23 protein-coding genes are annotated in these 25,784 nt (G+C 68.3%); 12 read left to right on the top strand and 11 right to left on the bottom strand.

The window, feature by feature from the left end; genetic code table 11:
- Window positions 1-85: 85 nt before the first annotated feature.
- Complete coding sequence (locus SYV04_RS20110) at window positions 86-256, top strand: hypothetical protein (protein ID WP_321547456.1); 171 nt, start codon at window positions 86-88, stop codon at window positions 254-256.
- Here the strand turns inward: SYV04_RS20110 and SYV04_RS20105 are convergent.
- Entirely contained in the window at window positions 253-3,495 is a 3,243-nt protein-coding gene (locus tag SYV04_RS20105) for a lantibiotic dehydratase (RefSeq protein WP_321547455.1), read from the bottom strand. The genes SYV04_RS20110 and SYV04_RS20105 overlap by 4 nt on opposite strands.
- A gap of 7 nt (window positions 3,496-3,502) precedes the next feature.
- Window positions 3,503-4,690, bottom strand: coding sequence for a lanthionine synthetase C family protein (locus SYV04_RS20100; RefSeq protein ID WP_321547454.1), 1,188 nt, complete (start codon window positions 4,688-4,690; stop codon window positions 3,503-3,505).
- 148 nt (window positions 4,691-4,838) lie between these two features.
- Between SYV04_RS20100 and SYV04_RS20095 the strand changes: the two genes are divergently transcribed.
- From SYV04_RS20095 to SYV04_RS20070, 6 genes are all read left to right on the top strand, one after another.
- Window positions 4,839-6,146: a hydroxyacid-oxoacid transhydrogenase gene (locus SYV04_RS20095; protein ID WP_321547453.1), complete on the top strand. Its 1,308-nt coding sequence runs from the start codon at window positions 4,839-4,841 to the stop codon at window positions 6,144-6,146.
- Window positions 6,147-6,166: 20 nt separating this feature from the next.
- The gene (locus SYV04_RS20090; protein WP_321547452.1) at window positions 6,167-6,598 is read left to right on the top strand and encodes an acyl-CoA thioesterase; all 432 of its coding nucleotides are present in this window, start codon (window positions 6,167-6,169) and stop codon (window positions 6,596-6,598) included.
- Window positions 6,599-6,773: 175 nt separating this feature from the next.
- Window positions 6,774-7,478 carry a hypothetical protein gene (locus SYV04_RS20085; protein WP_321547451.1) on the top strand — a complete coding sequence of 235 codons (705 nt, stop codon included), beginning with the start codon at window positions 6,774-6,776 and terminating at the stop codon, window positions 7,476-7,478.
- Window positions 7,479-7,496: 18 nt separating this feature from the next.
- Window positions 7,497-7,769: a hypothetical protein gene (locus SYV04_RS20080; RefSeq protein WP_321547450.1), complete on the top strand. Its 273-nt coding sequence runs from the start codon at window positions 7,497-7,499 to the stop codon at window positions 7,767-7,769.
- Entirely contained in the window at window positions 7,766-8,260 is a 495-nt protein-coding gene (locus SYV04_RS20075) for a hypothetical protein (protein WP_321547449.1), read from the top strand. The genes SYV04_RS20080 and SYV04_RS20075 overlap by 4 nt, the downstream gene beginning before the upstream one ends.
- Window positions 8,261-8,284: 24 nt before the next feature.
- A complete protein-coding gene (locus SYV04_RS20070) occupies window positions 8,285-8,680 on the top strand; it encodes a hypothetical protein (protein WP_321547448.1) in 396 nt (131 codons plus the stop codon).
- Between the two features lie 73 nt (window positions 8,681-8,753).
- Here SYV04_RS20070 and SYV04_RS20065 read toward each other — a convergent pair whose 3' ends face one another.
- The 3 genes from SYV04_RS20065 to SYV04_RS20055 form a co-directional block, all read right to left on the bottom strand.
- Window positions 8,754-9,800, bottom strand: coding sequence for a tetratricopeptide repeat protein (locus SYV04_RS20065; RefSeq protein WP_321547447.1), 1,047 nt, complete (start codon window positions 9,798-9,800; stop codon window positions 8,754-8,756).
- Between the two features lie 251 nt (window positions 9,801-10,051).
- Entirely contained in the window at window positions 10,052-11,080 is a 1,029-nt protein-coding gene (locus SYV04_RS20060; protein WP_321547446.1) for a nucleotidyltransferase family protein, read from the bottom strand.
- 13 nt (window positions 11,081-11,093) lie between these two features.
- Window positions 11,094-12,134 (bottom strand): aminoglycoside phosphotransferase family protein, encoded by a 1,041-nt coding sequence (locus tag SYV04_RS20055; RefSeq protein WP_321547445.1) that lies wholly within the window; start codon window positions 12,132-12,134, stop codon window positions 11,094-11,096.
- Between the two features lie 278 nt (window positions 12,135-12,412).
- Between SYV04_RS20055 and SYV04_RS20050 the strand changes: the two genes are divergently transcribed.
- On the top strand, window positions 12,413-13,777 hold the full coding sequence (locus SYV04_RS20050; RefSeq protein WP_321547444.1) for a pyridoxal-phosphate dependent enzyme: 1,365 nt from the start codon (window positions 12,413-12,415) through the stop codon (window positions 13,775-13,777).
- Window positions 13,778-13,862: 85 nt separating this feature from the next.
- On the opposite strand, the gene SYV04_RS20045 is transcribed toward SYV04_RS20050, so the two are convergent.
- The 5 genes from SYV04_RS20045 to SYV04_RS20025 form a co-directional block, all read right to left on the bottom strand.
- Window positions 13,863-15,008 (bottom strand): cystathionine gamma-synthase, encoded by a 1,146-nt coding sequence (locus tag SYV04_RS20045; protein WP_321547548.1) that lies wholly within the window; start codon window positions 15,006-15,008, stop codon window positions 13,863-13,865.
- A 283-nt stretch (window positions 15,009-15,291) separates the two neighbouring features.
- A complete protein-coding gene (locus SYV04_RS20040) occupies window positions 15,292-15,807 on the bottom strand; it encodes a hypothetical protein (RefSeq protein ID WP_321547443.1) in 516 nt (171 codons plus the stop codon).
- 269 nt (window positions 15,808-16,076) lie between these two features.
- Window positions 16,077-19,049 (bottom strand): CHAT domain-containing protein, encoded by a 2,973-nt coding sequence (locus SYV04_RS20035; protein WP_321547442.1) that lies wholly within the window; start codon window positions 19,047-19,049, stop codon window positions 16,077-16,079.
- The gene (locus SYV04_RS20030) at window positions 19,049-19,588 is read right to left on the bottom strand and encodes an RNA polymerase sigma factor (protein ID WP_321547441.1); all 540 of its coding nucleotides are present in this window, start codon (window positions 19,586-19,588) and stop codon (window positions 19,049-19,051) included. The genes SYV04_RS20035 and SYV04_RS20030 overlap by 1 nt, the downstream gene beginning before the upstream one ends.
- 152 nt (window positions 19,589-19,740) lie before the next feature.
- A complete protein-coding gene (locus SYV04_RS20025; protein WP_321547440.1) occupies window positions 19,741-20,427 on the bottom strand; it encodes a UdgX family uracil-DNA binding protein in 687 nt (228 codons plus the stop codon).
- On the opposite strand from SYV04_RS20025, the gene SYV04_RS20020 reads away from it, so the two are divergent.
- Both SYV04_RS20020 and SYV04_RS20015 read left to right on the top strand, forming a co-directional pair.
- Window positions 20,426-21,409, top strand: a complete 984-nt coding sequence (locus SYV04_RS20020; RefSeq protein ID WP_321547439.1) for a class I SAM-dependent methyltransferase — start codon at window positions 20,426-20,428, stop codon at window positions 21,407-21,409. The two genes, SYV04_RS20025 and SYV04_RS20020, sit on opposite strands and share 2 nt — an antisense overlap.
- A 174-nt stretch (window positions 21,410-21,583) precedes the next feature.
- Window positions 21,584-22,534, top strand: a complete 951-nt coding sequence (locus SYV04_RS20015) for a class I SAM-dependent methyltransferase (RefSeq protein ID WP_321547438.1) — start codon at window positions 21,584-21,586, stop codon at window positions 22,532-22,534.
- A gap of 55 nt (window positions 22,535-22,589) precedes the next feature.
- Here the strand turns inward: SYV04_RS20015 and SYV04_RS20010 are convergent, their stop codons facing one another.
- Complete coding sequence (locus SYV04_RS20010) at window positions 22,590-23,405, bottom strand: DUF7107 domain-containing protein (RefSeq protein WP_321547437.1); 816 nt, start codon at window positions 23,403-23,405, stop codon at window positions 22,590-22,592.
- Between the two features lie 134 nt (window positions 23,406-23,539).
- Between SYV04_RS20010 and SYV04_RS20005 the strand changes: the two genes are divergently transcribed.
- A complete protein-coding gene (locus SYV04_RS20005; protein ID WP_321547436.1) occupies window positions 23,540-24,247 on the top strand; it encodes an RNA polymerase sigma factor in 708 nt (235 codons plus the stop codon).
- Window positions 24,234-25,784 (top strand): FecR domain-containing protein, encoded by a 1,551-nt coding sequence (locus tag SYV04_RS20000; protein ID WP_321547435.1) that lies wholly within the window; start codon window positions 24,234-24,236, stop codon window positions 25,782-25,784. The genes SYV04_RS20005 and SYV04_RS20000 overlap by 14 nt, the downstream gene beginning before the upstream one ends.

The following is a 25,784-nucleotide window of genomic DNA, read 5'->3' as shown; positions in this document are numbered from 1 at the left end:
GAGTCTACCCGAGACTCAAGGCTAGCCTTCGTGCGTCCTGCCCGCAGCGTGTCGAGGCGGGGCACAACCGAGGGAGGAGAACACCATGGAGAAGAAGACCGGGAAGAAGCTCTCGCTCAAGTCCGAGACGATCCGCAGCCTGACGTCGTCGCAGGGCGGCCATGAGCTGAAGCGAGGCACCACGGCCATCACCTGCACGTGTCCGCGGACCCAGGAGTGCATCGCCAACCCCGACGATACCGACTACCTCGGCTAGCTCCGCCGGCGTGCCCGCGCCAGCTTCGACGCGTAGTAGCGCTCCAGGAAGTCGTACAGCACCAACTCCTGCGCGAGCGCCGCATCACGGAACAGGCGGTTGGTGTGCATATGCACGTAGCTGGCCGCCTGCTCCTCGATGGAGCACGACAACCGCCCGGAACGCTCCAGCGCCCGGAGCTCGGCGACCACGGGCGCCACGCGCTCCGAACGGCGGCGCAGAAGCTCCAGCGCGGGTGACAACGGCTCCCGAGCCCCAGGCTCGGCCTCGAGCAGGGATTCCAGCGTGGGCCGCTCCCGACGGAAGCGCTCGCCCAGCCTCCGCTCGAAGGCAGCATCCACCTTGAAGCGTTTCCCGAAGTCCGCGCGCAGGCGGCGCAGCAGCGCATGCCGGGCTTCCAACTCCAGGCCCAGATCGCCCAGCAAGGTATCGATGCCACAGGCAGCCAGTCGCCACCGCGCGCCGGCTCCTCCCAGTTCCTCCAGGCTCTGGAGGATGCCCAGCACGGCCTCGCTGTCCGCGCAAAAGAGACGCTCGGCGAGCGCGATGGCCTCGGGCCCACCGTAGCGCTGCACCTCGCGCTCATAGGTGCCCAACTGCACGTTCCACAGACGGCGGTCCTCCAGGAATGGTGCGGCGGCACGCCACAGGGCCGGGAACACCTCTCCGAGCAACACCTCCGGACGGCCATGGAACCGCAGGCGCAAGTGCCAATCCGGATCCACGTAGCGGATGAAGAACCAATTGTCCGCCGCGCCCGAGCTCACCACCTGCCGCACCACCGGCGCGACCACCTCTCGCAGCACCGCATCCGCGCCCGCCGTCCCGGTGTAGAGCCGGACCTGGAGCCACTCCGTCCCGGGAGGGAACCGCCGAGGGAAAAGCGCGGGCAGAGGCACCGCCACCCGCGCGGGCTTCGGGACGCGATCGCCGCGCACGAAAGGAACGATGAGCTCGTGGGTGAAGCGGCCCTCTGGACCGGTGGCACACAGCCCCTCCGGTCCAGCGAAAGGCTCGAGCAGCACAGCGCCCGGGAGGTCCTTCACCAGCTGGACGAGGCTCTCCACGTCGAGCGCGTTGTCCAGGTCCACCGGCAGCTCGTTGTCTCCCTCCGCGAGGTGGATGCGGCGAGGCAGGTGCAATTCGGCCCGAAGGCGCTGCACGGCGGAATAGCGCTCTGCTCCCGAGGTCCGCCCGAGCGCCTGGAGTGGCTCCTGCTCCACCCGCCAACGCGCGCGGGAGAGCACCACTCGCCCGAAGGTGAGCCGGGGCAGGAAGGGCGCGCGGCTCAGCGGCCCCCAGTCGAACTGGAGCGCGGGCGCGGTGCCTTGGCTCTGCAGCGCGCACAAGAAGCGGTACACGCCCAGGTTCATCGGGCCGGTGAAGTTGTGCGCGGTGGTCAATCGGGGAATGACCTCGCGCCCCAGTCGCCGCGAGCGCAGCACGACGCGCTCGTCCTCCACGCGGACCGAGAGGTCCTCCAGCGGAAGCTGGCGCTCGGAGGGAGCCCCTGAGCGGCCGAGGAACGGAATCTCATGGCCGCGCAGCACGGGGCGCAGGAGCACGTTGCCGATGCGGCCCTGGGGCAAATGGACGATCTCGGCATGAACAGCGTCCGGCCGCAGGGCCTCCTCGGAGCGCAGATGCTCGGCCACCGCGGCGGCCAGCGCGGGCTCCCCGTGACAGAAGCGGCCCATCAGCAGCGCTCCCGATGGACCGCTCACGGAGCTGAGGAAGAGCTGAAAACGGCCTGCGGACAGTTCCTCCGGCGAGGCGGCGGAGAGAACGGCCATGGCAGCGAACGCGTCCGGCAGCACGGGCGGCTGGGAGACCGTCAGCTTCTCGAGGTCCTCCGGTGAGAGCTCCACACAGAGGGCACCCGTGGTGAGCGCCTCATGCAGCTTTCGGAGCAGCGCCGTCTCCCGGGCGCCGAACGTCCCCGCGGATCGTGGCTGTTCGGGAAACGGGAGCCCCTCCAGCAAGGGCTCGCCCGCGGCCGAGGGCGCCTTCGAGGCCTGGAAGCCGATGCCACACTCCTCGTCCAGCGCCTCCAGCAGCGGCACCTCCTCGTCGCCGTAGCGGGTGACGAAGTCCTCCACGAAGGAGCGCAGCGCATCGTCGGAGCGTGTCATTCGGCGCACCAGCTCGATGGCACGCCGCAGCTCGGCGAGGACGTCCGGGCCCAGCTGGGCCTCCGGCGCGGGTTTGTAGAGGTCCACCTGGAACAAGCGAGGCAGCTCGACAGGGGCCGAGAGTCCCTCCAACTCGGCGGCAATGGCGCGGTACTGCTCGCCTCGGGCGCCAAGTCCCACGCGATCCAATTCGCGCAAGGAAGTGGCCGCACGCCCCAAGCGCTCCGTTGTCAGCGTGCTCAGGGCTCCCGGATGCTCACGGAGACTCGCGATGAGTCCCTCCAGCGGTTCATCGCCCGTCACTCGCGGCGCCAACTCGGGGACCAGGAGCTGCGCGTCCACCAACTCGGTCAGGTAGCTCTCCGCATCTTCCAGGGAGATCTCTGGATCGGCCGAGACCAGGTGCGCGGCGAGCTCCGACAAACGCACGCCGTGCCGCGCCTGCTCGATCGTGGCTTCGAGGTAGGCCGTGGGCTCGGCGGTAACGAGGTGGTAGCCGCGAACGTTCTTCTCGATCCGAGCGGACGTCCAGCGCACGCGGCCAGCGGCCCGGTACAGACTGTCATTGCACCGGTAGCGAAGCTCGCCGCGAAGCTCCGGTGCCTTTCCCAGCGCGTCGGTGAGCGCGAGGAGGAAGTCCATATCCAGGCGACCATGACGGCGGTAGTGCTCCCGGGGACCGGTGCGCAACACGGTGGTGTCTCCGGTGCGACCCAGGGAGCAACCCGCGAAGAGGCCAAAGGGCGTGGGGCGCCCGGCCATGCGCGCCACGTAGCGGACGAGCGCGCGCTCTACCTTCTGCCCCCGCTCCCCCTCGGGCTCCCGCAGCCATAGCGCCAGACTCTCATCGAGGCTGGGAGAGGCCAGGAAGAGCGCCTCACGAACCTCCGGACGCGCCACGAGTCGACGCAGGCGCTCACGAAGCAGGGCCCGATCCCTGGCCAGCGCGGCTTCCAGCGCGGGGCCATCATCGAGCGGTACGAGCGGGGCAACGAGTTCCTGCCCCAAGGAGAGCAGCTCATCGAATGGGAGCAGTGGCGTGCGGAGGACGAAAAAGCCCGAGGGCGTGAGCGGCGCTTCGAGGAGCACAGTGGGCGTGCGGGGCATGGGCGCGTCACGAAGCAACGAGGGGCAGATCGGCGAGCAGCATTCGATCCCAAGAGGAAGGAATCGGCCAGGCGGCGGACAAGAGCGCGAGCGCAACACCCGCCGCCCCCGTCAACAGCCCTGGATCGGCGTGCCAGGAGCCATGGGTAGGCGCGAACGCGAGGTACCCAGCGATACCCTCTCCTGGTTTACGCATCGCGAGCGTGCGCGTGAACCAGCCTCGCGCCGCGTGAGCGAAGGTGTCCTCTCCCGTGGCCTGATAGAGGCGATGAAAGAGGTGTCCCAGCCCCGCCGCGCCGTGACACAGCCCGGCATCGACAACCTGGGTGTGGCCCATGGGACGCCGAGCTGCCGCGCGAGCCGCCTCCAATGCTTCCCTCTCCCACGAGACATCGCCCGTGGCACGGGCCGCCGAGAGCAGCGCAAGCGCCACCCCAGGATCGCCATAGCACCAGGCAGAGCGGGTGGGCTTCGGAGGCGGACCGTCGGCCCGCAGAGCCACGAAGGCCGGGAAGCGCGTCTCCCCATCCAGAGGAAGCCGATGGGCCAACAACCAGCTCACGGCCCCGTCCATGAGCGGACGCGCCTCGCTCACGCCCTCTCGCCAACACGCTGCGAGGAAGGCCACCACTCCCGCCGTGCCATGCGCGACTCCCACGTCCGCGACCCGAGCATCCTCAGCGGGCCAGCAGCAGCCCGGACCTTCGTGCCTGGCCATGGCCCCCAGGTGGCGAACGATGCGCTCCAGGGTCCGCCTGGCAGCCGGCGCAGGGAGCCGCTCTCGGGCGTACACGCCGAGCCCCACCAACCCTCGAACCAGATCATGCGCGCCTGGCGGAGGAGACGCGGAGAGCACCTCGTCCAAGGCCTCATCCACATCGGCACCGTGGTCCTCGTCCGAGGCAAGCAGCCGGCCCCGGAGGAACTCGGCTGCCCAGCCCACGCCCGTATAGCCCGCGTACAACTCCGGGCCGAATCCCCCAGCGCCAATGCCATCGAAAGCACGATCCAGAAGCGCCACCGCGCGTTCAGCGTGGCCGAGCTCGGGCAGCACAGCCGCCAGCGCGGCGAACAACACCGCCTGCCCCGCGGCGCCCGAGGCCAGCGTGGGATCATCCTCCCGGGGCTCTGGAGCAGGAGATGACGCGAGGGCGGTGGCGATCTCCACGACCGCCTGCCGTGCCTGCTCCGCCATCGCGCCCTCCAGGAGAGGACGCCAGGGCCTGTCACCGTCGCGCATCATCCGCCGTGCCTGCACGCTACCATGGCTCGATGGCCCCTCTTCTCGTCTCTCGGCCAGCCCACTCCGATACAGTCCGGCGGGAACGGTCAGGAGGGAAGCGATGGACTGCTGCCACTACCACTTCGCCGGCGAAGGCTGCGACAGCGCCTTCACCGTGGACACCTCGCGCATCACCTTCGGCCGTGGCTGCCTGAACGAAGTAGGCGATCGCGCCCGGGCGCTGGGGATGAAGCGCGTGGCCCTGTTCTCGGACGAGCGACTGGCCCGGCTGCCGCACTTCCAGAAGATGCACCAGTCCTTGCTCGCGGCCGGCCTGGACGTGGCCGTCTACACCGCGGTGCGCATCGAGCCCACGGACCAGTCCTTCCTGGAGGCAGCGCGGTTCGCGGCGGAGACGCGGCCGGATGGCTACGTCTCCCTGGGCGGAGGCTCGGTCATCGACACCTGCAAGGCCGCCAACCTCTACGCCACCCACCCGGCGGATTTCCTGGCCTACGTCAACGCGCCCGTGGGCGAGGGACGCCCGGTGCCCGGCCCGCTCAAGCCGCACATCGCCTGCCCCACCACCTCGGGAACGGGCAGCGAAGTTACAGGCATCACCATCTGCGATCTGCTCTCGCTGCAGGCGAAGACCGGCATCGCCTCTCCGGCGCTGCGCCCCACCGAAGCGCTCATCGATCCAGATTGCACCGCGAGCCTGCCCAGCGAGGTGGTCGCCGCGAGCGGACTGGACGTGCTCTCCCACGCGTTGGAGTCCTACACCGCGCGACCCTACGTACGCCGCCCCGCCCCGGCCAGACCGAGCCTGCGGCCCATGAGCCAGGGCGCCAACCCGTGGAGCGATCTCGGCTGCCGCGAGGCGCTGCGCCTCATGGGCCTGTATCTGGAGCGAGGAGTAGCGGACGCACAGGACCACGAGGCCCGCGAGCAATTGATGTGGGCCGCCACGCTGGCCGGCATCGCGTTCGGAAACGCCGGAGTGCATGCGCCGCACGGCATGGCCTATGCCGTCGCCGGTCTGGTGCGTGACTTCCGGCCCTCGGGCTATCCCCAAGACGAGCCGATGGTGCCGCACGGCATGTCCGTCATCGTCAATGCCCCGGCCGTGTTCCGCTACACCGCCGAGGTGAGCCCCGAGCGCCACCTGGAAGCCGCGCGGTGCCTGGGCGCGGAGGCGCGCGGCGCCTCGCCCGGAGACGCCGGAGAGGTGCTCGCGGGCAAGCTGATCCAGATCATGCGCGCGGTGGGCATGCCCAACGGACTGAGCGGAGTCGGCTACAGCGAAGCCGATGTCACCGCCCTCACGGAGGGCGCCTATCCGCAGCAGCGCCTGCTCCAGAATGCTCCCCGAGAGATGAGCAGGCCCGTCCTCACCCAATTGTTCCGCCAGGCGCTGAGCTACTGGTAACCGAAGCCGAGGCAACCGCCGTGTCCGATGCCGAGCCCCCAGACCGCTACCGCTACTTCCTGCCCATCACCACCCGCTGGATGGACAACGACGTCTACGGCCACATCAACAACGTCACCTACTACAGCTACTTCGACACGGTCGCGAACCACTACCTGATCCACGAGGGCGGCCTGGACATCCACAACAGCCCCGTCATCGGACTGGTCGTGGAGTCCAAGTGCGCCTATCGCGCCCCCCTGGCCTACCCCGACCGCCTTCAAGCCGCCCTGCGCGTGGACAAGCTCGGCAACCGCTCGGTGACGTACGGCATCGCCATCTTCAAGGAAGGCGAGCAGCAGCCCGCCGCCCATGGGCACTTCGTGCATGTCTTCGTCGACCGCCAGTCGCGCAAGGCGGTGGCGATGCCCGAGCGCCTGCGCGAAGCGCTCGCGCGACTCACCGTGACCTGACGCGTCAGCACCCTCCTCCCGATTCTCAAGCTTCCAAGATCCAACAAATCCCGGTCGCGACAACCTCGATCGGCAATTTGTCCCTCGCGGAAAAACCGCGGCGGGGAGGGAGGGAATCGTGCAACGGCAACAAGCCTTGGGGCTCACAGTCCTTTTGTGTCTGGCCGCACCGCAAGTGAAAGCGGCCGAGACAAAGAGAAACAACGCGGAAGCACCCCCGAAGTCGGCCCAGCAGCAGCAGGAAGAAGCCGAGCGTGACGCGGCCGAGCAGCGGGCTCGAGCCGAGCAAGCGAAGCAAGAAGTCGAGAAGCAGCTCGAGGCCGCGCGGAAGCAGCAGGAGGAGGCGCAGAAAGCGCTGGAGGAGACGCAGAAGAAGCCCGCGGGGCCCGAGCCCGAGCTCAACCTGCCCATCCGCTACTTCGTCTACTCGGCCCTCCTCGGAGGGTTGGGCTACGCGACGGGGCTCGTCTCCGCGGGGCCCGAGCGCGACCTGCGCGACCCCGCCAAGCACCCCACGCCGGACAAGACGAAGAGCATCTACCGGAGGGCGTACTACGGAGGCCTCGTGTCCAAGGGCTTCTATGGCCTGTCGGGCGCCATGGGCGGTTACGCCGCCTACCGGACCCAGAGCGCCGTGCGTCAGTACCTCACAGCCAAGGCCCGGATGGCCGCGCTCCAGAAGGAGGCGGACAAGCGCCTCGCCCAGGCAGGCACTCCCGAGGAGCGCAAGGCCGCCGAGGTGACCAACGCCCTGCTGGTGCCGCCGGAGCTGGTCGCCACCGAGATCCTCGTCATGCCGCCCGAGCCTCCGCCGCTCCAGGCCGGCTTCTTCGTCGGTTCCCAGGGAGACGCTTCGCTCTCCCTCTCCGTCCGCTTCTAGCAAAGGCTCTGAATCGCCATGTCACTTCGCCTCTCTCTTGGCTGTGGCGCGGTGTTGTTCGCCGCGCTCTTCTCCGTGAGCTGTGCCCCTCCCCTCATCCGTTGCGAGACGAATGAGCACTGTCTCGAGGACATGAAGTGCGATGTCCGCCAGGGACTGTGTGTCGACGAGGGCACGTACATCGAAAACCCGGACGGCACGCCCGCGACGGAGATCGGTCCCGCCCCCGAAGGTGGCGCCGAAGCGTCCTGCAACACGGCTGACGGCCAGTGCGCGGGGACCAGCCGATGAAGCGCTTTCTCCTGCTCGCGCCACTGGGACTCGCGGCCTGTGGAGGCCACGACACCGAGACGCTGACCTACGGCGGTCACGAGCTCGAACCCAAGTCCATCCTCTTCGCTCGCGTGCCGATCGAGGGGAACGAGTTCACCGTCGCCCTCATCAGTGACCGGGGCGATGCATGTACCCAGTTCGACGGGCTGGCATGCCTGCCGCAACCGCATGTGGGCACCACGCTGGTGTTCCGCACGCCCAGCTTCGCGCAGGGCACGCGGAGCATCGGCGGCGACCTCTCCGCGCGCTGGGTCGACTTCCAGGGCGTTCGCATCCTGGAGGGCACTGCCTCTGGCGGCCGGCTCGAGGTCGACCAGTCCGAAGAAGAGAAGGAGTTCGGTGGCACGTTCGACCTGGTGCTCCCGCAGGGCCAGGTGAACGGGGCCTTCACCGCCGACTTCTGCGAGCCGATGCGCGACTACTACCTGGGCTGCCCCGACTCCCAGTAGCCGATACCCAAGGAAGGAATACCCATGAGCCTGAAGAAACTGCTCTGCCTGGGGGCCCTCGTCAGCGGGTTCACCCTGGCCGGCTGCTCTGTCCTGCAGTCGGATGAGCTCACCAGCTGTACCACCGACGAAGCCTGTTCCGACGACTCCCTCTGCCACCCGCTCGCCAAGGTGTGCGTCAAGAGCTGCGAGTCGGCCACGGACTGCCCCTCGAGCGCCAAGTCATGCAGTGGCGTGAGCACCGCCAGCGGCTCCGAGCGGAAGTTCTGCGAGTGCCAGAGCACCGAGCTGTGCGGCGACGACGAGGACGTCATCTGCACCGACGAGGAGAAGATCTGCGCGCCCAAGTGTACCAACGACGTGGACTGCACGGCCGGACGCCGGTGCGACACGTCCACGGGCAACTGCCGCACCAACTAACGGACGCAGCCGGAAAAGAGAAAGGCCCGGTCTCCCAAAGGAGGCCGGGCCTTTTTGTCACCGCGGTGGAGGACTACTCAGCGCCCCAGGAGGCCGCGAGGGCCGCCTCGGCCTGGGTCTTGAACTCCAGCTTCCCGCCAGAGGCCAGGTAGCTCTTGAAGCTCTCGGCGGCCTCCTTCACGTCACCCTCGGCGTACTGCGCCATGCCCTTGCCGTAGAGGGCGACGGCATCGTTCTTCTTGGCGTAGGCCTCGCCGTAGAACTTCGCTGCCTCCATGAAGCGCCCGGCCTTGAAGGCCTTGTCGGCGTTGGTGGCCTCGGTCTTGGCCTCCTTGGCCATCTTCGAGGCGATCGACACGCCCTTGGCCATCATCTGGGGAGAGCCGCCCATCGCCAGCAGCATCTGCCGGGCCTGATCGGCCTGCTCACCCTTGGGAGCGCTGGCGAGGAAGCCCGCGAGCGCCGCCCGGGCCTCGGCCCCCTTGCCCGCCTGGGCGTTGGCCATGCCCTCGGCGAACAGGGCCAGGCCCTGCTGGGACTTCTCGTAGGCCTGATCATAGAAGGCACGGGCCTCGGCATACTTGCCCGCCGCGTAGGCCTCGTCGCCCTTCTTGGCCACCTCCTGCGCGCCGGCCTCCAGCTTGTCGGCCACGTTCACCTTCACCGCGGTGTACACGGTGGAGGCCAGGCCTCCCACCACGCCGACAACGGCGTTTGCCGCCCCGCCCACCGTGTTCACGACACCGCCGACGAGGCCCTTGGTCGCCTTTACTCCCGCCTCGGTGGCCGCCTCGCCGCGGTACTTCAGCTCGCCGGCGCCGGCCAGGTAGGACTCGAAGAGGCTCTTGGCCTCGGCCTTGTTCCCCAGAGCCTTCTGCGTCTGGCCCAGGGCGTAGAGGAAATCCGGATCCTTGGTGTCGGCGAAACCCTCGCCGTAGGCCGCCAGGGCGGAGCGGAAGTCACCCGCCGCGAACGCCTTGTCGCCCGCCTCCGCCTCCTCCTTGCCCGCGACCTCGACATCCCCCTGGATCGTGAGCTGAAGCTTGGGCGCTGCCAGCGCGGGCGTGGTCAAGGCCATGGCCAGCGCGGCACCCAAGGTCAGCTGCTTCTTCATCGACATGTGGTCTTCCCTCTTGAATTGGTTGAGGGCACTGATCCGAGCATGGGGTGATCATTTGAAAGTGACAGCGCCCAAACACTGTTGAGTCTCGACGCCTCGGCTGGCTCAAAAAAATGCAGGCCCACGCGAGGTTGCGGTCGTAGGGACCGCAACCATTTGGTTAACCCGCAGCAGTGCTTTGGAATGAGAGGGATTTCCGCGCCGCGGCACACGCCGCGGGTCGAGGGCTTCACTGCTTGTGAAGCTTCAGCTCAGGAACCCATCGGCGCGGGCACCCGGTGCGTGCCCCAGGCGAGCACCTCCACCAGCTCCTCGCCCGGCGCGATCTCGGTCTCCTCGAAGACGGCGACCCGGTTGAGCCGCGCGCCATCTCCGACGCGAGCCCCCGCGCCCACCGCGACCGCGGAGCCAATCCGCGCCCCGTCGGCGAGCACACAGCCCGCGCCGAAGTACGCGGGCCCCGCCACCTTCGCGGCGCCCAGGTGCGCCTGGGGATGGGCCCACCAGTTCCCCTCCCCGCGCCGCGCCGCGGCAAAGGGAGAGGCCTCGCCGAGCCCGTCCACCGGGGCCTGGCCGAAGAGCACGTCCCGCACCGTGGCCAGATAGCGCGAGGGCGTGCCGAGATCCGACCAGTACGCCTGCACCACCTCGCCCCGCACCGCCAGGCCCGCCTCCATCATCCGCACGTAGACGTCGCGGTTGATGTCCTCGGGCCCCTCAGGCGTCATGAAGTCGAAGACGCGCGGGGACATGACGTGTACGCCCGTGAAGTGCCAGGGGCTCAGCGCCGCGGCGCCAGGGCCTCGCCCGGCGATCCGCCGCACCTGCCGCCCGGAGTCCATCTCCACCGCCGCGTACTTCTCGTCCGGCGGCATGGGCATCAGCACCATCGTGGCCGCAGCGCCCGAGCTCCGGTGCGCCGCCACCACCGGGCGCAGGTCCACCGGGAAGAGGATGTCGCCGTTGAAGACGAGGAAGTCATCTCCGGACAGGAAGTCCCTCAGCCCGCGGATGCCTCCGCCCGTGCCCTGAATGACAGGCTCATGCACCACGTGAAGCGGCAGCCCCACGCGCTCGCACTCGGCGCGGGCGGTGGACGCCATCACCTCCGGCAGGTGGTGGGTATTGATGCCCACCGCCGTGACACCCGCCGCCTTCAGCACGGCCAGGTGGTAGCGCAGCAGCGGCTGGCCCAGGAACGGCAGCGCCGGCTTGGGCCAGCGCTCGGTGAGCGGGCGGAGGCGCGTGCCCAACCCCGCGCAGAGGATCATCGCCTTCATCGCAGCACGGGCCTCAGGCGGAGAGCTCGGGGACGTACTTGCTGATCAGCTCCTGCAGCTTGCGCAGCTCGGGGCGCCGCGCGAAGGCGGCCTTCACGTAGCGCAGCGAGGCAGGGATGGAGACCAGGAAGCCAGGGTTGCCCTTCACGCGGTTGATGAACTCGAAGCGCCCCGCATCCTTGAGCTTGCGCTGGATGGTGAGCAGGTCGAAGAACTCCTTGAAGGCCGCGCGCTCGATGCGCCCGCCGCCCGCCTTCTCGAAGGCGTCGATGTAGCGGTCCAGCATCGTGTCGACGAAGTCGCGGTCCAGCTCCACGTAGCTGTCGCGCAGCAGCGCCACCAGGTCGTACTGCCGCGGGCCCTGGAGCGCGTCCTGGAAGTCGATGACCACCAGCTCGCCGTCCTTCACCATGATGTTGCGGCTCTGGTAGTCGCGGTGGGTGAAGCCACGCGGAGCGGCCGCCAGCGTGTGGGAGATCTCCCGGAAGGTGCGATCCAGCTCGGCGCGCTCGGCATCGGTGGGCTTCTTGCCGCTCCACGCCTCGAGGCCCCACTCGCGGAAGTGGTGCAGCTCCCAGTCGTACAGGTCCTCGTCGAAGGCGCGGGTGAAGGCCAGGCACTCCGGATCCGGCCGGCGCTCGGCCTCGACGCGCAGGCGCGCCAGCAGCTCCACCGCCCGCGTGTAGAGCTCCTCCTGCCGCTTGCCGCCCTCCAGCGCCGCCTCGAAGGTGAGGTCCGTCAGGTCCTCCAGCACCATCATCCCCGCCGGCTCGTCGTAGCGGATGATGCGCGGCACCCGCACACCCAGCTTCTCCAGGTAGCGGTGGACGTTGATGAAGGGCAGCTCCTTGGGAGGCTCACCCTTGGTGGCCTCCTCGCTCTTCTTCGTCGCATCCAGCGGCATCACCATCACCACCCAGCTCTCCGGGGGGGCGCCGACGCGGTAGTAGGAGCGGTTGCTGGCATCCCCCTTCAGCTTCTTGATGGGGGCGTTGGGAACGGGCCGGCCAATGGCCTTGCCCACCTGGTCGCGCAGGGCGGCCTCGAGTTCCATATCGGAAGGGTTCTCCAAGGGATTGAGACCTGGCCAGTATGGGGGCCCCCGGGGGGTGGGTCAAAGGAGACAAGAGAGACCAGGCGGGCGGGCGTGTGGGTTGTCGCCTACGCGACGCGTTGACGTCCTGCGGCACCACAGCGCGGCTCATGGCTCCTGGAAGGCCGCCCTTCGGGGGAGTGCCCCTCGGAGCGCGACGAAGCGCGGGGCGTTATCGACCCGGCTGGAGCGGCGGCATATAAGGACCGGCCGCAGAACACCTCTTCACGGAAGCCACGATGGACATCCACGAGAACATCCTTACGGCCATTGGCCACACGCCGCTGGTCAAGCTCAACAAGCTCGTCGGACCGAACGACGCGACGGTGCTGGTCAAGTGCGAGTTCATGAACCCGGGCGCGTCCATCAAGGACCGCATGGCGCTCTACATCATCGAGAAGGCCGAGCGGGAGGGGAAGCTCAAGCCCGGCGGCACCATCGTGGAGAACACCTCCGGCAACACGGGCATGGGCGTGGCGCTGGCGGCGGCGGTGAAGGGCTACAAGTGCATCTTCACCATGCCGGACAAGATGTCGCTGGAGAAGATCAACCGCCTCAAGGCCCTGGGCGCTCAAGTCGTCGTGACGCCGACGAACGTGCCGGCCGAGGACCCGCGCAGCTACTACGAGACGGCCAAGCGCCTGTTCCGCGAGACGCCAGGCGCGTTCATGCTCAACCAGTACCACAACCCGGACAACATCGAGGCTCACTACAAGATCACCGGTCCGGAGATCTACGAGCAGACGGAGGGCAAGTTCGACTACTTCGTGACGGGCCTGGGCACGGGCGGGACGATGAGCGGGGCGGGCAAGTTCCTCAAGGAGAAGATCCCCGGCCTGAAGACGGTGGGCGTGGACCCGGTGGGCTCGGTGTACGAGGGCTACTTCAAGACGGGCAAGCTCACCACGCCGCACGTCTACAAGGTCGAGGGCATCGGCGAGGACATGCTGTGCGGCGCCATGGACTTCAAGGTGGTGGACGACATCCGCCAGGTGGATGACCGGCAGAGCTTCGTGGCGGCGCGGCGGCTGGCGCGCGAGGAGGGCATCTTCGCGGGTGGCTCCTCGGGCGCGGCGGTACACGTGGCGGTGCAGCTGGCCAAGGAGATCGGCAAGGGCAAGACCATCGTCACGGTGCTGACGGACTCGGGCATGGTCTACATCAGCAAGTTCCACTCGGACGAGTGGATGCGCGACAACGGCTTCCTGGAGGAGAAGGGCGGCACGGTGCGCGAGCTGCTCGGGGACAAGAAGCGCGAGGTGCTCACCGCGAAGAAGGGCCAGAAGGTGGACCTGGTGGTGGAGCAGATGCGCAAGCACGGCATCAGCCAGATGCCGGTGCTCAGCGACGAAGGCCGCCCGGTGGGCATGGTGCATGAGCTGGACCTGCTCAACGCGCTGGTCGCCAAGAAGATCGGCTTCAGCGACAGCATCGACGCCATCGTGGCGCCGCTGCAGGGCATGGTGGCGCCGGAGACGAGCCTCAACCGCCTGCGGGAGATCTTCGCGCAGGACAACGTGGCGGTGGTGAAGGACGGCGAGAAGATCGTCGGCATCGTCACCAAGATCGATCTCATCGACTACATGCACCGCACCACGGCCTGAGCGCCGCCTGAGCCGTAGAAGCACGGAGGGCCTCCACGCTGGAAAGCGGGAGGCCCTCGGTGTTTTCAGCGCCCTGGGGTGCGGACTACTTCACCGCGTCGAACGCCTGGGCCACGTCGTCGATGAGGTCCTGCGAGTCTTCGATGCCCACCGAGAGGCGGATGAAGCCATCGGCGATGCCCAGCTTCTCGCGCGTCTCCTTCGGCACCGAGGCGTGCGTCATGATGGCCGGGTGCTCGATGAGGGACTCCACCCCGCCGAGCGACTCGGCGCAGGCGAACACCTTCACCCGCTTGAGGAACGTGCGCGCCGCCTCCAGCCCGCCCTTGATGTCGAAGGTCAGCATCCCGCCGAAGCCCTTCATCTGCTTGCGCGCCAGCGCGTGCTGCGGGTGCGTCTCCAGGCCCGGGTAGGTCACCTTCTGCACCTTGGGGTGCGTGACCAGGTACTGCGCCATCTTCATCGCGTTCTGCGCGTGGCGCTCCATGCGCACGTGCAGCGTCTTCAGGCCGCGCAGCACCAGGAAGCTGTCCATCGGCCCGGGCACGCCGCCCACCGCGTTCTGCAGGAAGTACATCCGCTCGGCGATGTCCTGGCGGCTCGTGCCAGTGAACCCGCCAATCACGTCGCTGTGGCCGTTGAGGTACTTCGTCGTCGAGTGGGTGACGACGTCGAACCCCAGGTCCAGCGGGCGCTGGAAGTACGGCGTCATGAAGGTGTTGTCCGCCACCGAGATGATGTTGTGCTTCTTGGCCACCTCGGCGATCCGCGCCAGGTCGATGAGCTTGAGCATCGGGTTGGTGGGGCTCTCCACCCACACCATCTTCGTCTTCGGGGTGATGGCCGCCGCGAAGGTGTCCGGCTGCGACAGGTCCACGAAGGAGAAGTTCAGCCCCAGGCGCTTGAACACCTTGTCGAAGATGCGGAAGGTGCCGCCGTACACGTCATCCGAGACGACGACGTGGTCGCCCGCGTCCAGCATGTGCATCAGCACATCCGTGGCCGCCAGCCCCGAGGCGAACGCAGCGCCGTACTTCGCGCCCTCGAGCGCGGCCAGGCACTCCTGCAGGGCATTGCGCGTGGGGTTGTGCGTCCGGCTGTACTCGAAGCCCTTGTGCTCTCCCGGGCCGTCCTGGACGTAGGTGGAGGTCATGTAGACCGGCGTCATGATGGCGCCAGTGGTGGGATCCGGCTCCTGGCCGGCATGGATGGCGAGCGTGTCGAAGCGCATGGCCCAGGGGACTACCACAGTCCTCCTGCTCCTGGGAAAGCCCCAGGGTGCGGCATGAACAACAAGCCTCGGACGGCCATCCCCCCCTGTACGCGCCTGGGAGAAACACATCCCCCTCTCAACCAGGCATCCGTCGATGGCCGCCCGAGGCACTTCCCATCCCATGGCTCACCGCGCCAGAAACCCCGGAGAACCCCTCCCGCTGACAGTGCGTCGGCGGTTGCAGAAAAGAGACGTGGAGCGGAAAAATTCTTACCTGGCCGCTCCCGTTTCCACGTCGCGCTCAACTGAGGAAGGCCGAGCGGATGAGCCCCTTCACCCGCCACTGCAGCGAGGAGGCATGCAGGGTGCCGCTGGGGAAGTAGGTGGAGATGTACGTCTGAAGGCTCTGCTGCGGCGGCTGGGCGTAGAACGTCACGGAGTCCGCATCGCCGGACAACTGGTCCATGAGGAGCTCGAGCTGATCGCGCCCCAGGCCCCAGGCCACGAACGACACCCGGCTGATCGTCGCCTCATGCACCAGCCCGAAGGCCAGGAACTCCTCGCCGTCGGGCAGCGGCACGATCATCAGCTCCCGCGGGGCACCGCTGTCCTCGGGCCAACTGGCCGCCCCCGTGGAGTCGTTGATGTCGACCTCCACGAAGATGCTCACCACGTCCGTCCGGAGGACGATCTTCCCCCGCTTGGGCTCCGGAGGCGGTTCCGTCTCCCCGTGGTCATGGGGAGTCACGTCCCCCATGCTGTTCATGGAGCTGATGCCGGACGACTTGAGTGAGCGGGTCTGCTGAGCCTTGTTCACGGCGTAGTCCTTGTCTCTCGAGGTGGAAGCCCTTTTCGCTTCCCCGAAAAAAAAGACGCGGCCGAGTTGGTTTCTTACCTCCCTACCAGGTCTTTTTTTTCCTCTGCCGCCATCCAACCAAGGAAGTTGGGTAAATGCAGAAATGTCATCACTTCGAGACATTCAGGACCATGACTGAATCCCTCGGGAGAGGTTGGACCCGCAAAAGGAAACGCACGCGCACCGACCTGGCGCACGTGCGTCTCTCCGCGTCCTCTCGGACGTGTGGCTTATTCGAACAACAAAACGCTATCGAGCCACTGCGTGCCCTGCCCCGCACTCAACCACTTCAGACGCTCCTCTCGGAGGGCCTGAACGGGAGAGGTGCCTGAGCGCATGCGCTCGCGAACCGCGTTGAAGAACTTCTCCGCCTCCTGATCGGGGATCTCCACCGTCGAGGCGAGCACCCCTCGCGCACCTGCCTCGATGAAGGCGGCCGGGAGACTGAAGGGGGAGTCGAACGAGCTGGCGGTGTGCGCGGCGTGGCAGGCCGCCAGCACCACGAAAGGACTCCCCTGGAGCGAAGCGGCGCGCACCTCGGCCACGCCCAGTTCCGGACCGTCCGGCTCTGACGCCAGCAGCAGGTAAGAGGCGTTGGTGGACTCATTGATGGTGCCGTGGGCCACCAGGTCGATCTCCGTGGCATCCCGCATGGCCTCGAGCACTCGAGACGGCGTCGCCTCCGCGCCCGAGAGTTCACGGCGCTGCTCATTCGGGCCGAAGGTGGGTCTCCAGGGGTTGAGCCGCTTGAAGGGGACGTCGCGTGGCAGTTCCACGTTGGAGACGACGAGGTGGATCGCCGGACCGGTCCGCTGCGGACGTGGCGCGGGGGTGCGCGTCAGGTAGCTCCAGGCCATCTCCGGCGGGAGCAGCCCCGCCCGACCATGAATGGGGGGGCGGGCGAGCACCTGCACCTGGGGGCACGCGCGCAGGAGGCCCTTGAGCTCCTCGGGCACCGTCTTATCGAGGCGCACGGGCAATGGCTTACCCAGTTCCTGATGGCGGCCTTCCAATGCACCGTCGACGCCTCGCGCGACGAGCAGCAGGCGCCCAGAATCGGCGGTGACCGCCAGCAGGCACTGGCGGGGCAGTTCCCCGCCCCATTCCTGCGCGAACAGCTTCAGCGCTTCCTCGAAGGCATTGCGCTTGCCCGCCTCATGAAGCAGGGAGGTGAAGCTATAGGCTCTTGCTCGCCGCGCTGCCCCGTCCTCCCTGAGTTGCGGCGCCTCCGCTTCCTGGATGAGGTCCCTCAGAAGGGAGCTTCCCTTCTCCACATCTCGCTCGATGTAGAACCGCCCCAGCACGTGCTTGGCGACCAGGCGCTCGCCCGGGCTCAGCCCCTTCTGCAGCTTCTCCACCGCCTTCGTCAGGTGCTGCTCGTCATTGGCAGCGGGCTTGCGCCGCGAGATATCCGCCAGGTCGAAGCTCCCTGGCAGCGACAGCGTCTCGCCCACGGCGCTTGCCGCGTCGATCGCCGCGTCGATTTCCCGCCGGGCCTCATCTACCCGAAGTTGCCGTATCGCGATGGCCGCCAGTTCCTGGTGGACGCGGCGCAACGTGTCGGCGTCCTTCTGAGCGCCCTTGAGGAGTTCCCTCTCGAGGAATTCCTTGAGGTAGGCGCGTGCCAGGGAGTCCTCGCCTCGGACGCGGGCGATCTGCGCCAGGTTCCACAGCAGGCTCGACTCCATCTTCCACGCGTTGCTCCCGCGGGCTTCCTTCAAGCCGTCCTCGACGTGCGTGCGCGCGATCTCGAACTGGTTCAGCCGGATGTAGAGGCTGGACAGGTCGAGCTTGGTGTAGATGCAGGGGTACTCGAGCCCAGGCTTCGGACACCGGTCGCGCGCGTCGAGGAGCACCTGGGTCGCGTTCGTCCAGCGCCCTTGAGCCCGATCAAGCTTCGCGCGCGCATGCGCCAGGAGCAGATGGAACCAGGGATCCGGGTTGGCGGCGACGATGGCCTCGTGGCGCTTCAGGTGGTGGGCGGCGGTCCCCTGGTCGAAGAACGCCCCCAGAAGGATGTCGTCCTCCTTCGATTCCAGGAGCTTCGAGAGGAAGCGCTCCCTGGCCTCCCCCTTGAGATGCCCTTGAACCAGGGCCGCGTAGTCCTGAGCGAGCGGGCCGCGCCGCGAGAAGTCCGCCTCCGCGACCCGGCGCACGTAACCTTCGAGCACGCTGCCCCCCGCCCGCTCATCGAGTACCTGCGCGAGAGGAAGCAGCGCGAGCACCCGCTCCCGGTTGGGGGCGGACCGGACGGCATCATAGAAGAAGCGACGCGTATCCGGGCTCTGGCCGAAGCCCGTTGGGAGGCTGTCCGGTGCCTCGTTCACGAGGGCCTTGCCGGCCTCGACTCCCTCATTCCACCGCGTGTACCGCTTCGTCTGCTCCTCCCGGAGGTCCTGGGCATTCTTCGCCGCCTCTCCGGACCAGCCCTCCTCATTCAACGCGGCCACCTCGGAGAAGGCCTGAGCCGCCAGCAACGGCAGGTGCAGGTCGCGCAGCACCAGTCCCCGGTTCCACAGCGCCTGGGCGTGGCGCGGGTTCTTCTCCAGCGCGGCATCCAGCAGCCTCAGCGCCTCCTCGTGGTTGCCCTTGAGCCACATCGCCACCGCGCGATCGCTGGCCAGGTCCGACGAGTCTCGCGGTTCCGGAGCCTCGTCCAGCTTATCGAGCTCCTGGAGCGCCAGCTCCACCAGCCCTGGCTCGCCGCGAACCAGGTAGGCCGCCACCAACCCCCGCGGGTCCCTCTCTTCGAGGATGCCCAGGTCCCCATGGGGAAGTCTCGCCGAGGCTCCCTTGCTCCCCATGCTCCTCGATTCCATGGACCGGTAGCGGTCGGCATCGCGGTAGCTGACGCGCGCCTCCAACAGCCGGGGGCGCTCCAGCAGCCAGACGTCGCTCTCGAAGGAGGGTTTGGAACCCTGGCGCACCGCGACGAGCACCACCAGCGCGGCGGCGAGGGAAGCCGACGCCATCAGCAGCGGGCGCATCCATCGCGCACGGACCGGAGGGCGCGGAACCGCGTCGACTTCACGCGTGCCCTCCCGCTCGACATAGCGATTCCCCAACAACCGAAGCTGCATGAGGTTGGACATCTCACGCTGACACCGGGGGCAATCCGGGAGGTGGAACCGGAAGGCATCGGCCTCTTCGAGGGGAAGCTCACCGTCTACGAAGAGCTCGACCTGGTCGCAGGGACGGGTCATCAGTGCACTCCCGGGGTGGTGCTGCGCCCAAGGAGCTCCCGCAGCTTCGCGCGGGCGTCATGCAGCCGCTTGGCGACGGTTCCGATGGGGATGTCCAAAGAACGCGAGATGTCTTGGTACTTCTTTCCGGCCGCATGCAGCTCGAAGGTGGCTCGAATCTTCGGGCTCAGCGCCTGGAGAGCCTTGGCGAACTGCTCGTCGGTGACCGCGTCGTACACCGGCTGCGCGGCGGGTTCCTGCACCACCAGCGCCTCGTCGCTCAAGGTGGGGTCCTTCGCACCGTTGGCTTGCACCTTCCTCCTCCGACACTGGTCGAAGAAGAGATTGTTGAGGGTGGTGACCAGCCACGACTCACAGATCCGGTCCTCGGGGAGCGCATTCATCTTCCCGAAGACCTGGATGAAGCGCAGGAGGGACTCCTGCACGAGGTCCTCCGCGTCACTCTCGTTGCGGCACACATTGCGCGCCTGGAGGAGGAGCCACTTCCTGCGCTTCGTGGCGAACTCCCCCGCCCCGTGTCCGCTCTTATCGTTGCTCATGGGGTGTGGAGGTACCTTCGGTTTCCACCCTCTTATATGGGCCACCTCGAGCGGGAGGGACTTTTCAAACAGAAAGGAGGACAACGACGACCCCAGGCTTGGCATGAGCGCTCTCGTGCCAATCCCAGACGCCGAGCGCCGGATTTATTACCTCAGGGGTGCGCGGATACCCCCTCCCTTGCGTCCAGGTCGCGGAGCACCCGGGCCACCCCATTCAGGTCTTGGATGAACGCCGCGAGTTGCTGGCGTCGATCCTCGGCACTGGGCGCCCGGAGGATGGACGACGGGTGAACGGTGGCTACCACCACGCGTGCGTACTCGGACGGCAGGGGCTGCCCGCGCTGGCGCGTCACCCGGAAGTCCTTGCCCAGCAGCGCCTGCGCCGCCGTGGCGCCCAGGCAGACGATGACGTCCGGTCGGAAGACGCGGATCTCCGCCTCCAGCCACGGCTTGCAGGCGCGAATCTCTCCGTAGCTCGGCTTGGCGTGCAGGCGCCGCTTGCCGTGCGCCTCCCACTTGAAGTGCTTCACCGTGTTGGTGACGTAGACCTGCCGCCGGTCGATGCCGACCGTCTCCAGCGCCTCATTGAGCAGCCGTCCGGACGGGCCCACGAAGGGCTTGCCGGCCTTGTCCTCCTGGTCGCCCGGCTGCTCCCCGACGAACATGACGCGGGGACCCGCTTGGGGGCGCCCCTCCCGCTCGCCGAAGACGGTCTGGGTTCCGGTCTTCCACAGTGGGCACGCCCGGCAGCCCGCGGCCGCTTCACGAAGCTTGTCCAACGTGGGGGATTGGGGAATGAGGGGGGCAGCGGTTTCCTGGGCAGAGGGACGTTTGGGCATGGCTACTCCACAGGGTAAGCACCCCCCTGAGAATCCAGCAGGTATGTTCGAGAATCGGCTGCGCAAGAACGCCCGGCACTTTCGCAAGTGGGCGCGCGCGCGTGGCCTCACCTGCTTTCGCATCTATGACCGGGACATCCCCGAGTACCCCTATGCCGTGGACATCTATGGCGAGCGGGTCCACCTCGTGGAATACCCCCGCCGCCGGGCCCTGCAGAGCGGCACCGTGGAGGGCCAGCGCGAGGAGGTGCTCGCCTCGGTGGCGGAGGTGCTGGAGGTTTCCCCCGAGCACATCTACGTCAAGACGCACACGCCCCAGCCCTGGGGCCGCAAACAGTACGAGCGCGTGGGGCACGACAGCGAGCGCCTCGTGGTGGAGGAGCAGGGCCTGAAGTTCTGGGTGAACCTCGGGGACTACCTCGACACCGGCCTCTTCATGGACCACCGACTCACCCGCGCGCGCGTCCGCGAGGAGGCCCAGGGCAAGCGCTTCCTCAACCTCTTCGCGTACACGGGCGCCTTCACTGTCTACGCCGCCGCGGGCGGCGCGGCGCGCACGGTGACCGTGGACCTGTCCAACACGTACCTCGATTGGGCCGAGGAGAACCTCGCCCTCAATGGGCTGGCGGACGCGCGCCACAGCCTCGTCCGCGCCGACGTGCTGCCCTGGCTGGAGGCCCAGGCGGACGAGCCGGACCGCTACGAGCTCATCGTCTGCGACCCTCCGTCCTTCTCCACCTCCAAGCGCATGAGCGGCAGCTTCAACGTCCAGCGAGACCACCCTCGCCTGCTGGCCGCCATCCGTGCCGTGCTCGCTCCCGGGGGCGTCCTCTACTTCTCGAACAACTTCCAGGGCTTCACGCTCAACCCGTCCGCCGCGCGGGACCTGGCCGTGGAAGAGCTGACCCCCGCCTCCATCCCCGAGGACTTCCAGCGCAAGGAGATCCACCGCTGCTGGCGCATGGTCCGAGCCCCCAGATAAGACGCTTGGAGGGTGCTGCGCGCGTCGACGACGCGGCCACTGTGTGACTGGAAAAATCCCTCTCAGTAATGCCGCGGTGCGTCTCCGCCATCGCGTGGACGCTCCTCGGAGCCCTGGTCTATCTTCGCGGCCCTCTCTGGCCACGCCGGGTGGCCACCTGTCCTGGAATCCGTAATGGCACTGCGTGAAACGATTGTCGAAGTAGCCAAGGATGTGGCGCGCCGTGCGGTGCGCGTCCCCACCGTGCAGCACCTCATCGAACGCGCCGAGTCCCTCGCCAACGAGGAGCGCAATCGCATGGGCCCCGCCGAGCCCGTGGCTCCGCCGTCCCCCCCGCCCCCGGCCGTCGAGCCCCTGACCGCGCCCCTGGGCCAGCACGGCAAGCAGGAGCGCTATGGGGAGTACTGGGACTTCTACGTCGACCGGGAGTTCCCCGAGCTCGTGCAGCGCGACGCCTCGGGCAACACCGTCTTCACCTGGCCGGGCGACGAGTGGGGTGACGAGCAGTACTGGCGCCAGTCGTTCGACAAGATGTTCAAGCAGCACGTCCCCCCGGAGAGCACCCGCTTCGCGGAGATCGGCCCGGGCTCGGGCAAGTACTCCCTGATGGTGCTCGAGGCCTGGAAGAACGCGACCGTGGCCGCCTTCGACGTGTCCCGCTCCTACCTCAAGGTCCTGGAGAAGCGCTGCGCGCCGCTCGTCGCGGATGGTCGGCTCCGCCCGTTCGTCATCGAAGACCGCCCAGACATCATCGACCGGACCGCCGAGCAGCTCGGGTGGGCCGGTGAGCTGGACTGCCTGTACTCCATGGACGCGATGGTCCACGTCGACCTGCAGTACCTCGTCGCGTACTGGCTGTCGGCCGCGCGGACGCTGCGCATCGGCGGCAAGCTGATCATGTCCGTGGCCGACGCCACCAGCGATGGAGGCTTCAACAAGCTGGTGGGCGACGTGCCCGTGTGCTTCCCGCTCCAGGGCAAGATGTGCCCGAAGTTCGAGTGGCTCTCCCCGCAGCTCGTCGAGCAGGTGCTGGGCCGACTCGGCTTCGTGATCGAGGCCACCTACAACTTCAACCACCGCGACTTCTTCTTCGTGGCCCGGCTGGAGCGTCGGCCGACGCCGTAATGGCCTGGAGGCCCGCCGCACAGCGCGACGGGCCTCCTCCCCCGGCTCCGAGGGGTTAGAGCGAGCAGTACCCGTTCAGGCAGCGCTCCCCCGCGACGCAGTCACAGTTGGCCGTGCAAGCCTTGCCCGAGCCCGTGTCCGGCAGGCAGTAGCCGATGCGGCACACGTGGCCCGTCGGGCACTGAGAGCCGTAGCCGCACTGCGCGCGGCACTGCCCGTCCACACAGTCGTTCCCAGAGGGGCACTGGGAATTGTTCACGCACTGGTTGGGCGAGCCCGGCTTGCACAGGCCCCCCTGGCACGTCTCGTTGGGGCCGCACTGCGTGTTCGAGGCGCACGAGCGGTGGCAGACGGCGTTGATGCAGTAGTTGCCATAGCCGCAGTCGCTGTTCTGGCGGCAACCCGCGCCCGCATCCGGGGGAGGAGGCGGCGGGGGCGGCTGGCAGGAGCCACCGTCCGTGGGAGGCGGCCACGGCGGCGAGCCACCGTCCGGCCTGGGGCTACCGCCATCCGGCCGGGGCTGCGGCTTCGGATCGCAGTAGTTGTCATCCGCGCAGGAGCCCCCGTTACCGCAGTCCGAGTCTCGATCGCAGGAGCTGCAGCACACCCCGTCGATACAGGTCTGCCCGTAACCGCACTGCGTGCTGGAGCTACAGCGTTGCGCATCCGACGGAACGTCGCGGCACGTGCCGTAGCGGCAGTACTGGTTGGAGTGACAGTCGGAGGTGTCGTCGCAGAAGTGGAACGTGTCTTCGCACCAGTCTCCGTGCTCCGAGAGCTCGTCGTCGTACTCGTGGATGACACACCCGGACATCATTCCGAGTGCGAAAAGAGACACCAGCCAGGACAGGCGGGCGGGGGTGTTCGGCATGGGGGACTCCGAAGGAAGTGGTCCGGCCAACCAACCTCGGTCTGGCGGCTTGGTCTCCGGAGTCACCAGAAGTGATCAAAAAATATTTTTGATCGCCGGGCGCTGCTGCGGAGACCCAGGGGCATGGAGGTAATGTGCTGGCCTGGACTGTCCAAATCATCGAGGGGGGCTCCCCGTTGTTCTTCCGTGGCGCACGATCCCCGCAGGCCCCCTCCGCGCTCGGAGCGCGCCTGGGCCTGACGCCCGCGCCCGCGCCCTCCCTGGATGAGAGTCAGCTGACAGCCCTGGTCCACCGCCTCCAGCAGGGAGATGTCACCGCCTTCGACCGGCTGTACCAGCTCACCCGCGAGGACGCCGCGCGCACCTTGCACCACCTGGTGGGTAACCGCACCGATGTGGAGGACCTCCTTCAGGAGACGTACCTGCGGCTGCTGTCGGCGGTGAAGGGGTTCCGGGGCGAGGCACGCTTCCGCACCTTCCTCTATCGGGTGTGCGCCAACGTGGCGCTGTCCCACCTGCGCTGGAAGCGGCGCCGGCCCGAGGACCCGGTGGCGACTCCGCCCGAAGCCTTTGCCTCGAATGAGGACCCCGAGCGGGAGGCCGAGCGGCGACAGGCGGCGCGCCTGGTAGAGCAGGCCCTGGAGCGGCTCAAACCCAAGAAGCGCATCGTCTTCGTCTATTACGAGCTGTGCGGGATGACGCCGGACGAGATCGCCGAAGCTGTGGGAAGCTCGGCCAATACTGTCCGCAGCCGGCTGCACCATGCCCGGCTGGAATTCACCGAGGCCATGCAGCGACTGCTCGACACGCCCCGCGCCGGAGGTCCCCATGGCACGCCATGAGACCGAGGCGCTGTGGGCGTTCGCCGCGGGCGAGCTGGAGGTCGAGGCCAATGCCCGCGTGGCGGAGCACGTGGCTGGCTGCGAGGTGTGCGCCCAAAAGCTCACCGAGCTGCGCCGGGCCCAGTCCCTGCTGAGCACGGCGCGGGAGGAGTCGCCCGAGGTGCGCTGGGCGGAGGTGAATGAGCGCCTCCAGAGCGCCGCGGCCCAGCGGCTCGCCCGGCTCGAGCAGCGGCCCCGTTGGCCGTGGGCGCTAGCCGCCACGGGCGCCCTGGCAGCCGTGCTGGCCTTCGTGGTGCTGCGTCCGGCGGCGCCTCCGCCCCAGCCGAGCCCTCCGAAGGTCGCCGTGGTGCGCGAGGAGACGCCCCCGCCTCAGGTGGCGCGTCAGGAGCCTCCTGCCCCCGCCCCCGTGCCCCCGAGTCCCGTGCCGCCAGAGGCGCCCGCCCCCACCGCCGCGCCGCTCATCGCGACCCGGGTCGAGAGCGCCACGGGAGCGTGGATCCGCGAGCCGAAGACGCCTGAGCGCCTGCTCCAGCCGGGCACTCAGCTCCAGGCGGGCACCTCCGTGCGAACGCGGGCGAAGTCCAACGCCCAGTTGCAGCTTCCCGACGCGAGCCGGGTGCGGCTGTCTCCCAACTCGGAGGTGACCCTGGCGCGCACCGTGGCGGAGGACGTCCACCTCACGGTCAAGCGGGGACGGTTGACCGTGCGGGCCTCCCATGTGGCGCGCAAGGGCTTCACCGTGGAGGCGGCGGGCGTACGCGCCTCCGTGGTGGGTACCGTCTTCTCCGTCGAGCGCACGGCGCGCGGCGCGGTGGTGGCCGTGCTCGAAGGCAGGGTGCAGATCGAGACCGCCGGTCAGCTCCCGCGACTCGTGAACGCGGGTGAGCGCGTGGCGGTGACTTCCGGCAAGCCCACCCCGAAGGCCCGTGCGCTCTCCGCGAAGGACCGTCAGGTCTTCCAGGAGCTGGGGCTTCCGCTGGCGGAACCCATGCCCACGCCCGCCCCACGGCCTGCTCCCGCCGAGCCTTCCCCGGCACGAGCGCCGGAGCCGGCCGCCGCCGTGTCCCCCGCTTCTCCCGAACCCGAACCTTCCGCGAGCGCGCCCCCGGAGGAGAAACCCGCCCCCGTGGCCATGGCCCCCTCAGCGCCGGAGTCCTCTGGCTCCGAGTTCGCGCCCTACCCCGTGCCCTCGAGTCCGGAGCCAACAGAGACAGTGGTGGCCCCGTCAGCGCCGGACACGCGCTGGACTCCACCGGAGCCAGGGGTCGCGCAGCCGGGGACAACGGACGCGCGCTTCCTGTGGCACGCGCGGGAGCAGCTCAACGCCACGGCGTGCGAGAGCTTCCTGGTGGGGCTCGCGGAGATCGCCGTGCAGAGCCCGGTTCGCGAGTTCCGTGAGCAGGCGCGCTACCTGCGGGCGCGGTGCTTCGAGGAGCGGCTGGCCAAGGATGAGGCGGCGACCGAGTACCGCCGCTACCTGCGCGAGTTCCCCAAGGGCCGCTACGTCCGCGAGGCCAAGGCCGCGCTGCTGCCGTAA

It is taken from the genome of Hyalangium ruber (assembly GCF_034259325.1).
In the GTDB taxonomy this organism is placed as follows: domain Bacteria; phylum Myxococcota; class Myxococcia; order Myxococcales; family Myxococcaceae; genus Hyalangium_A; species Hyalangium_A rubrum.
This window is presented reverse-complemented; position numbering and strand designations above follow the sequence as displayed.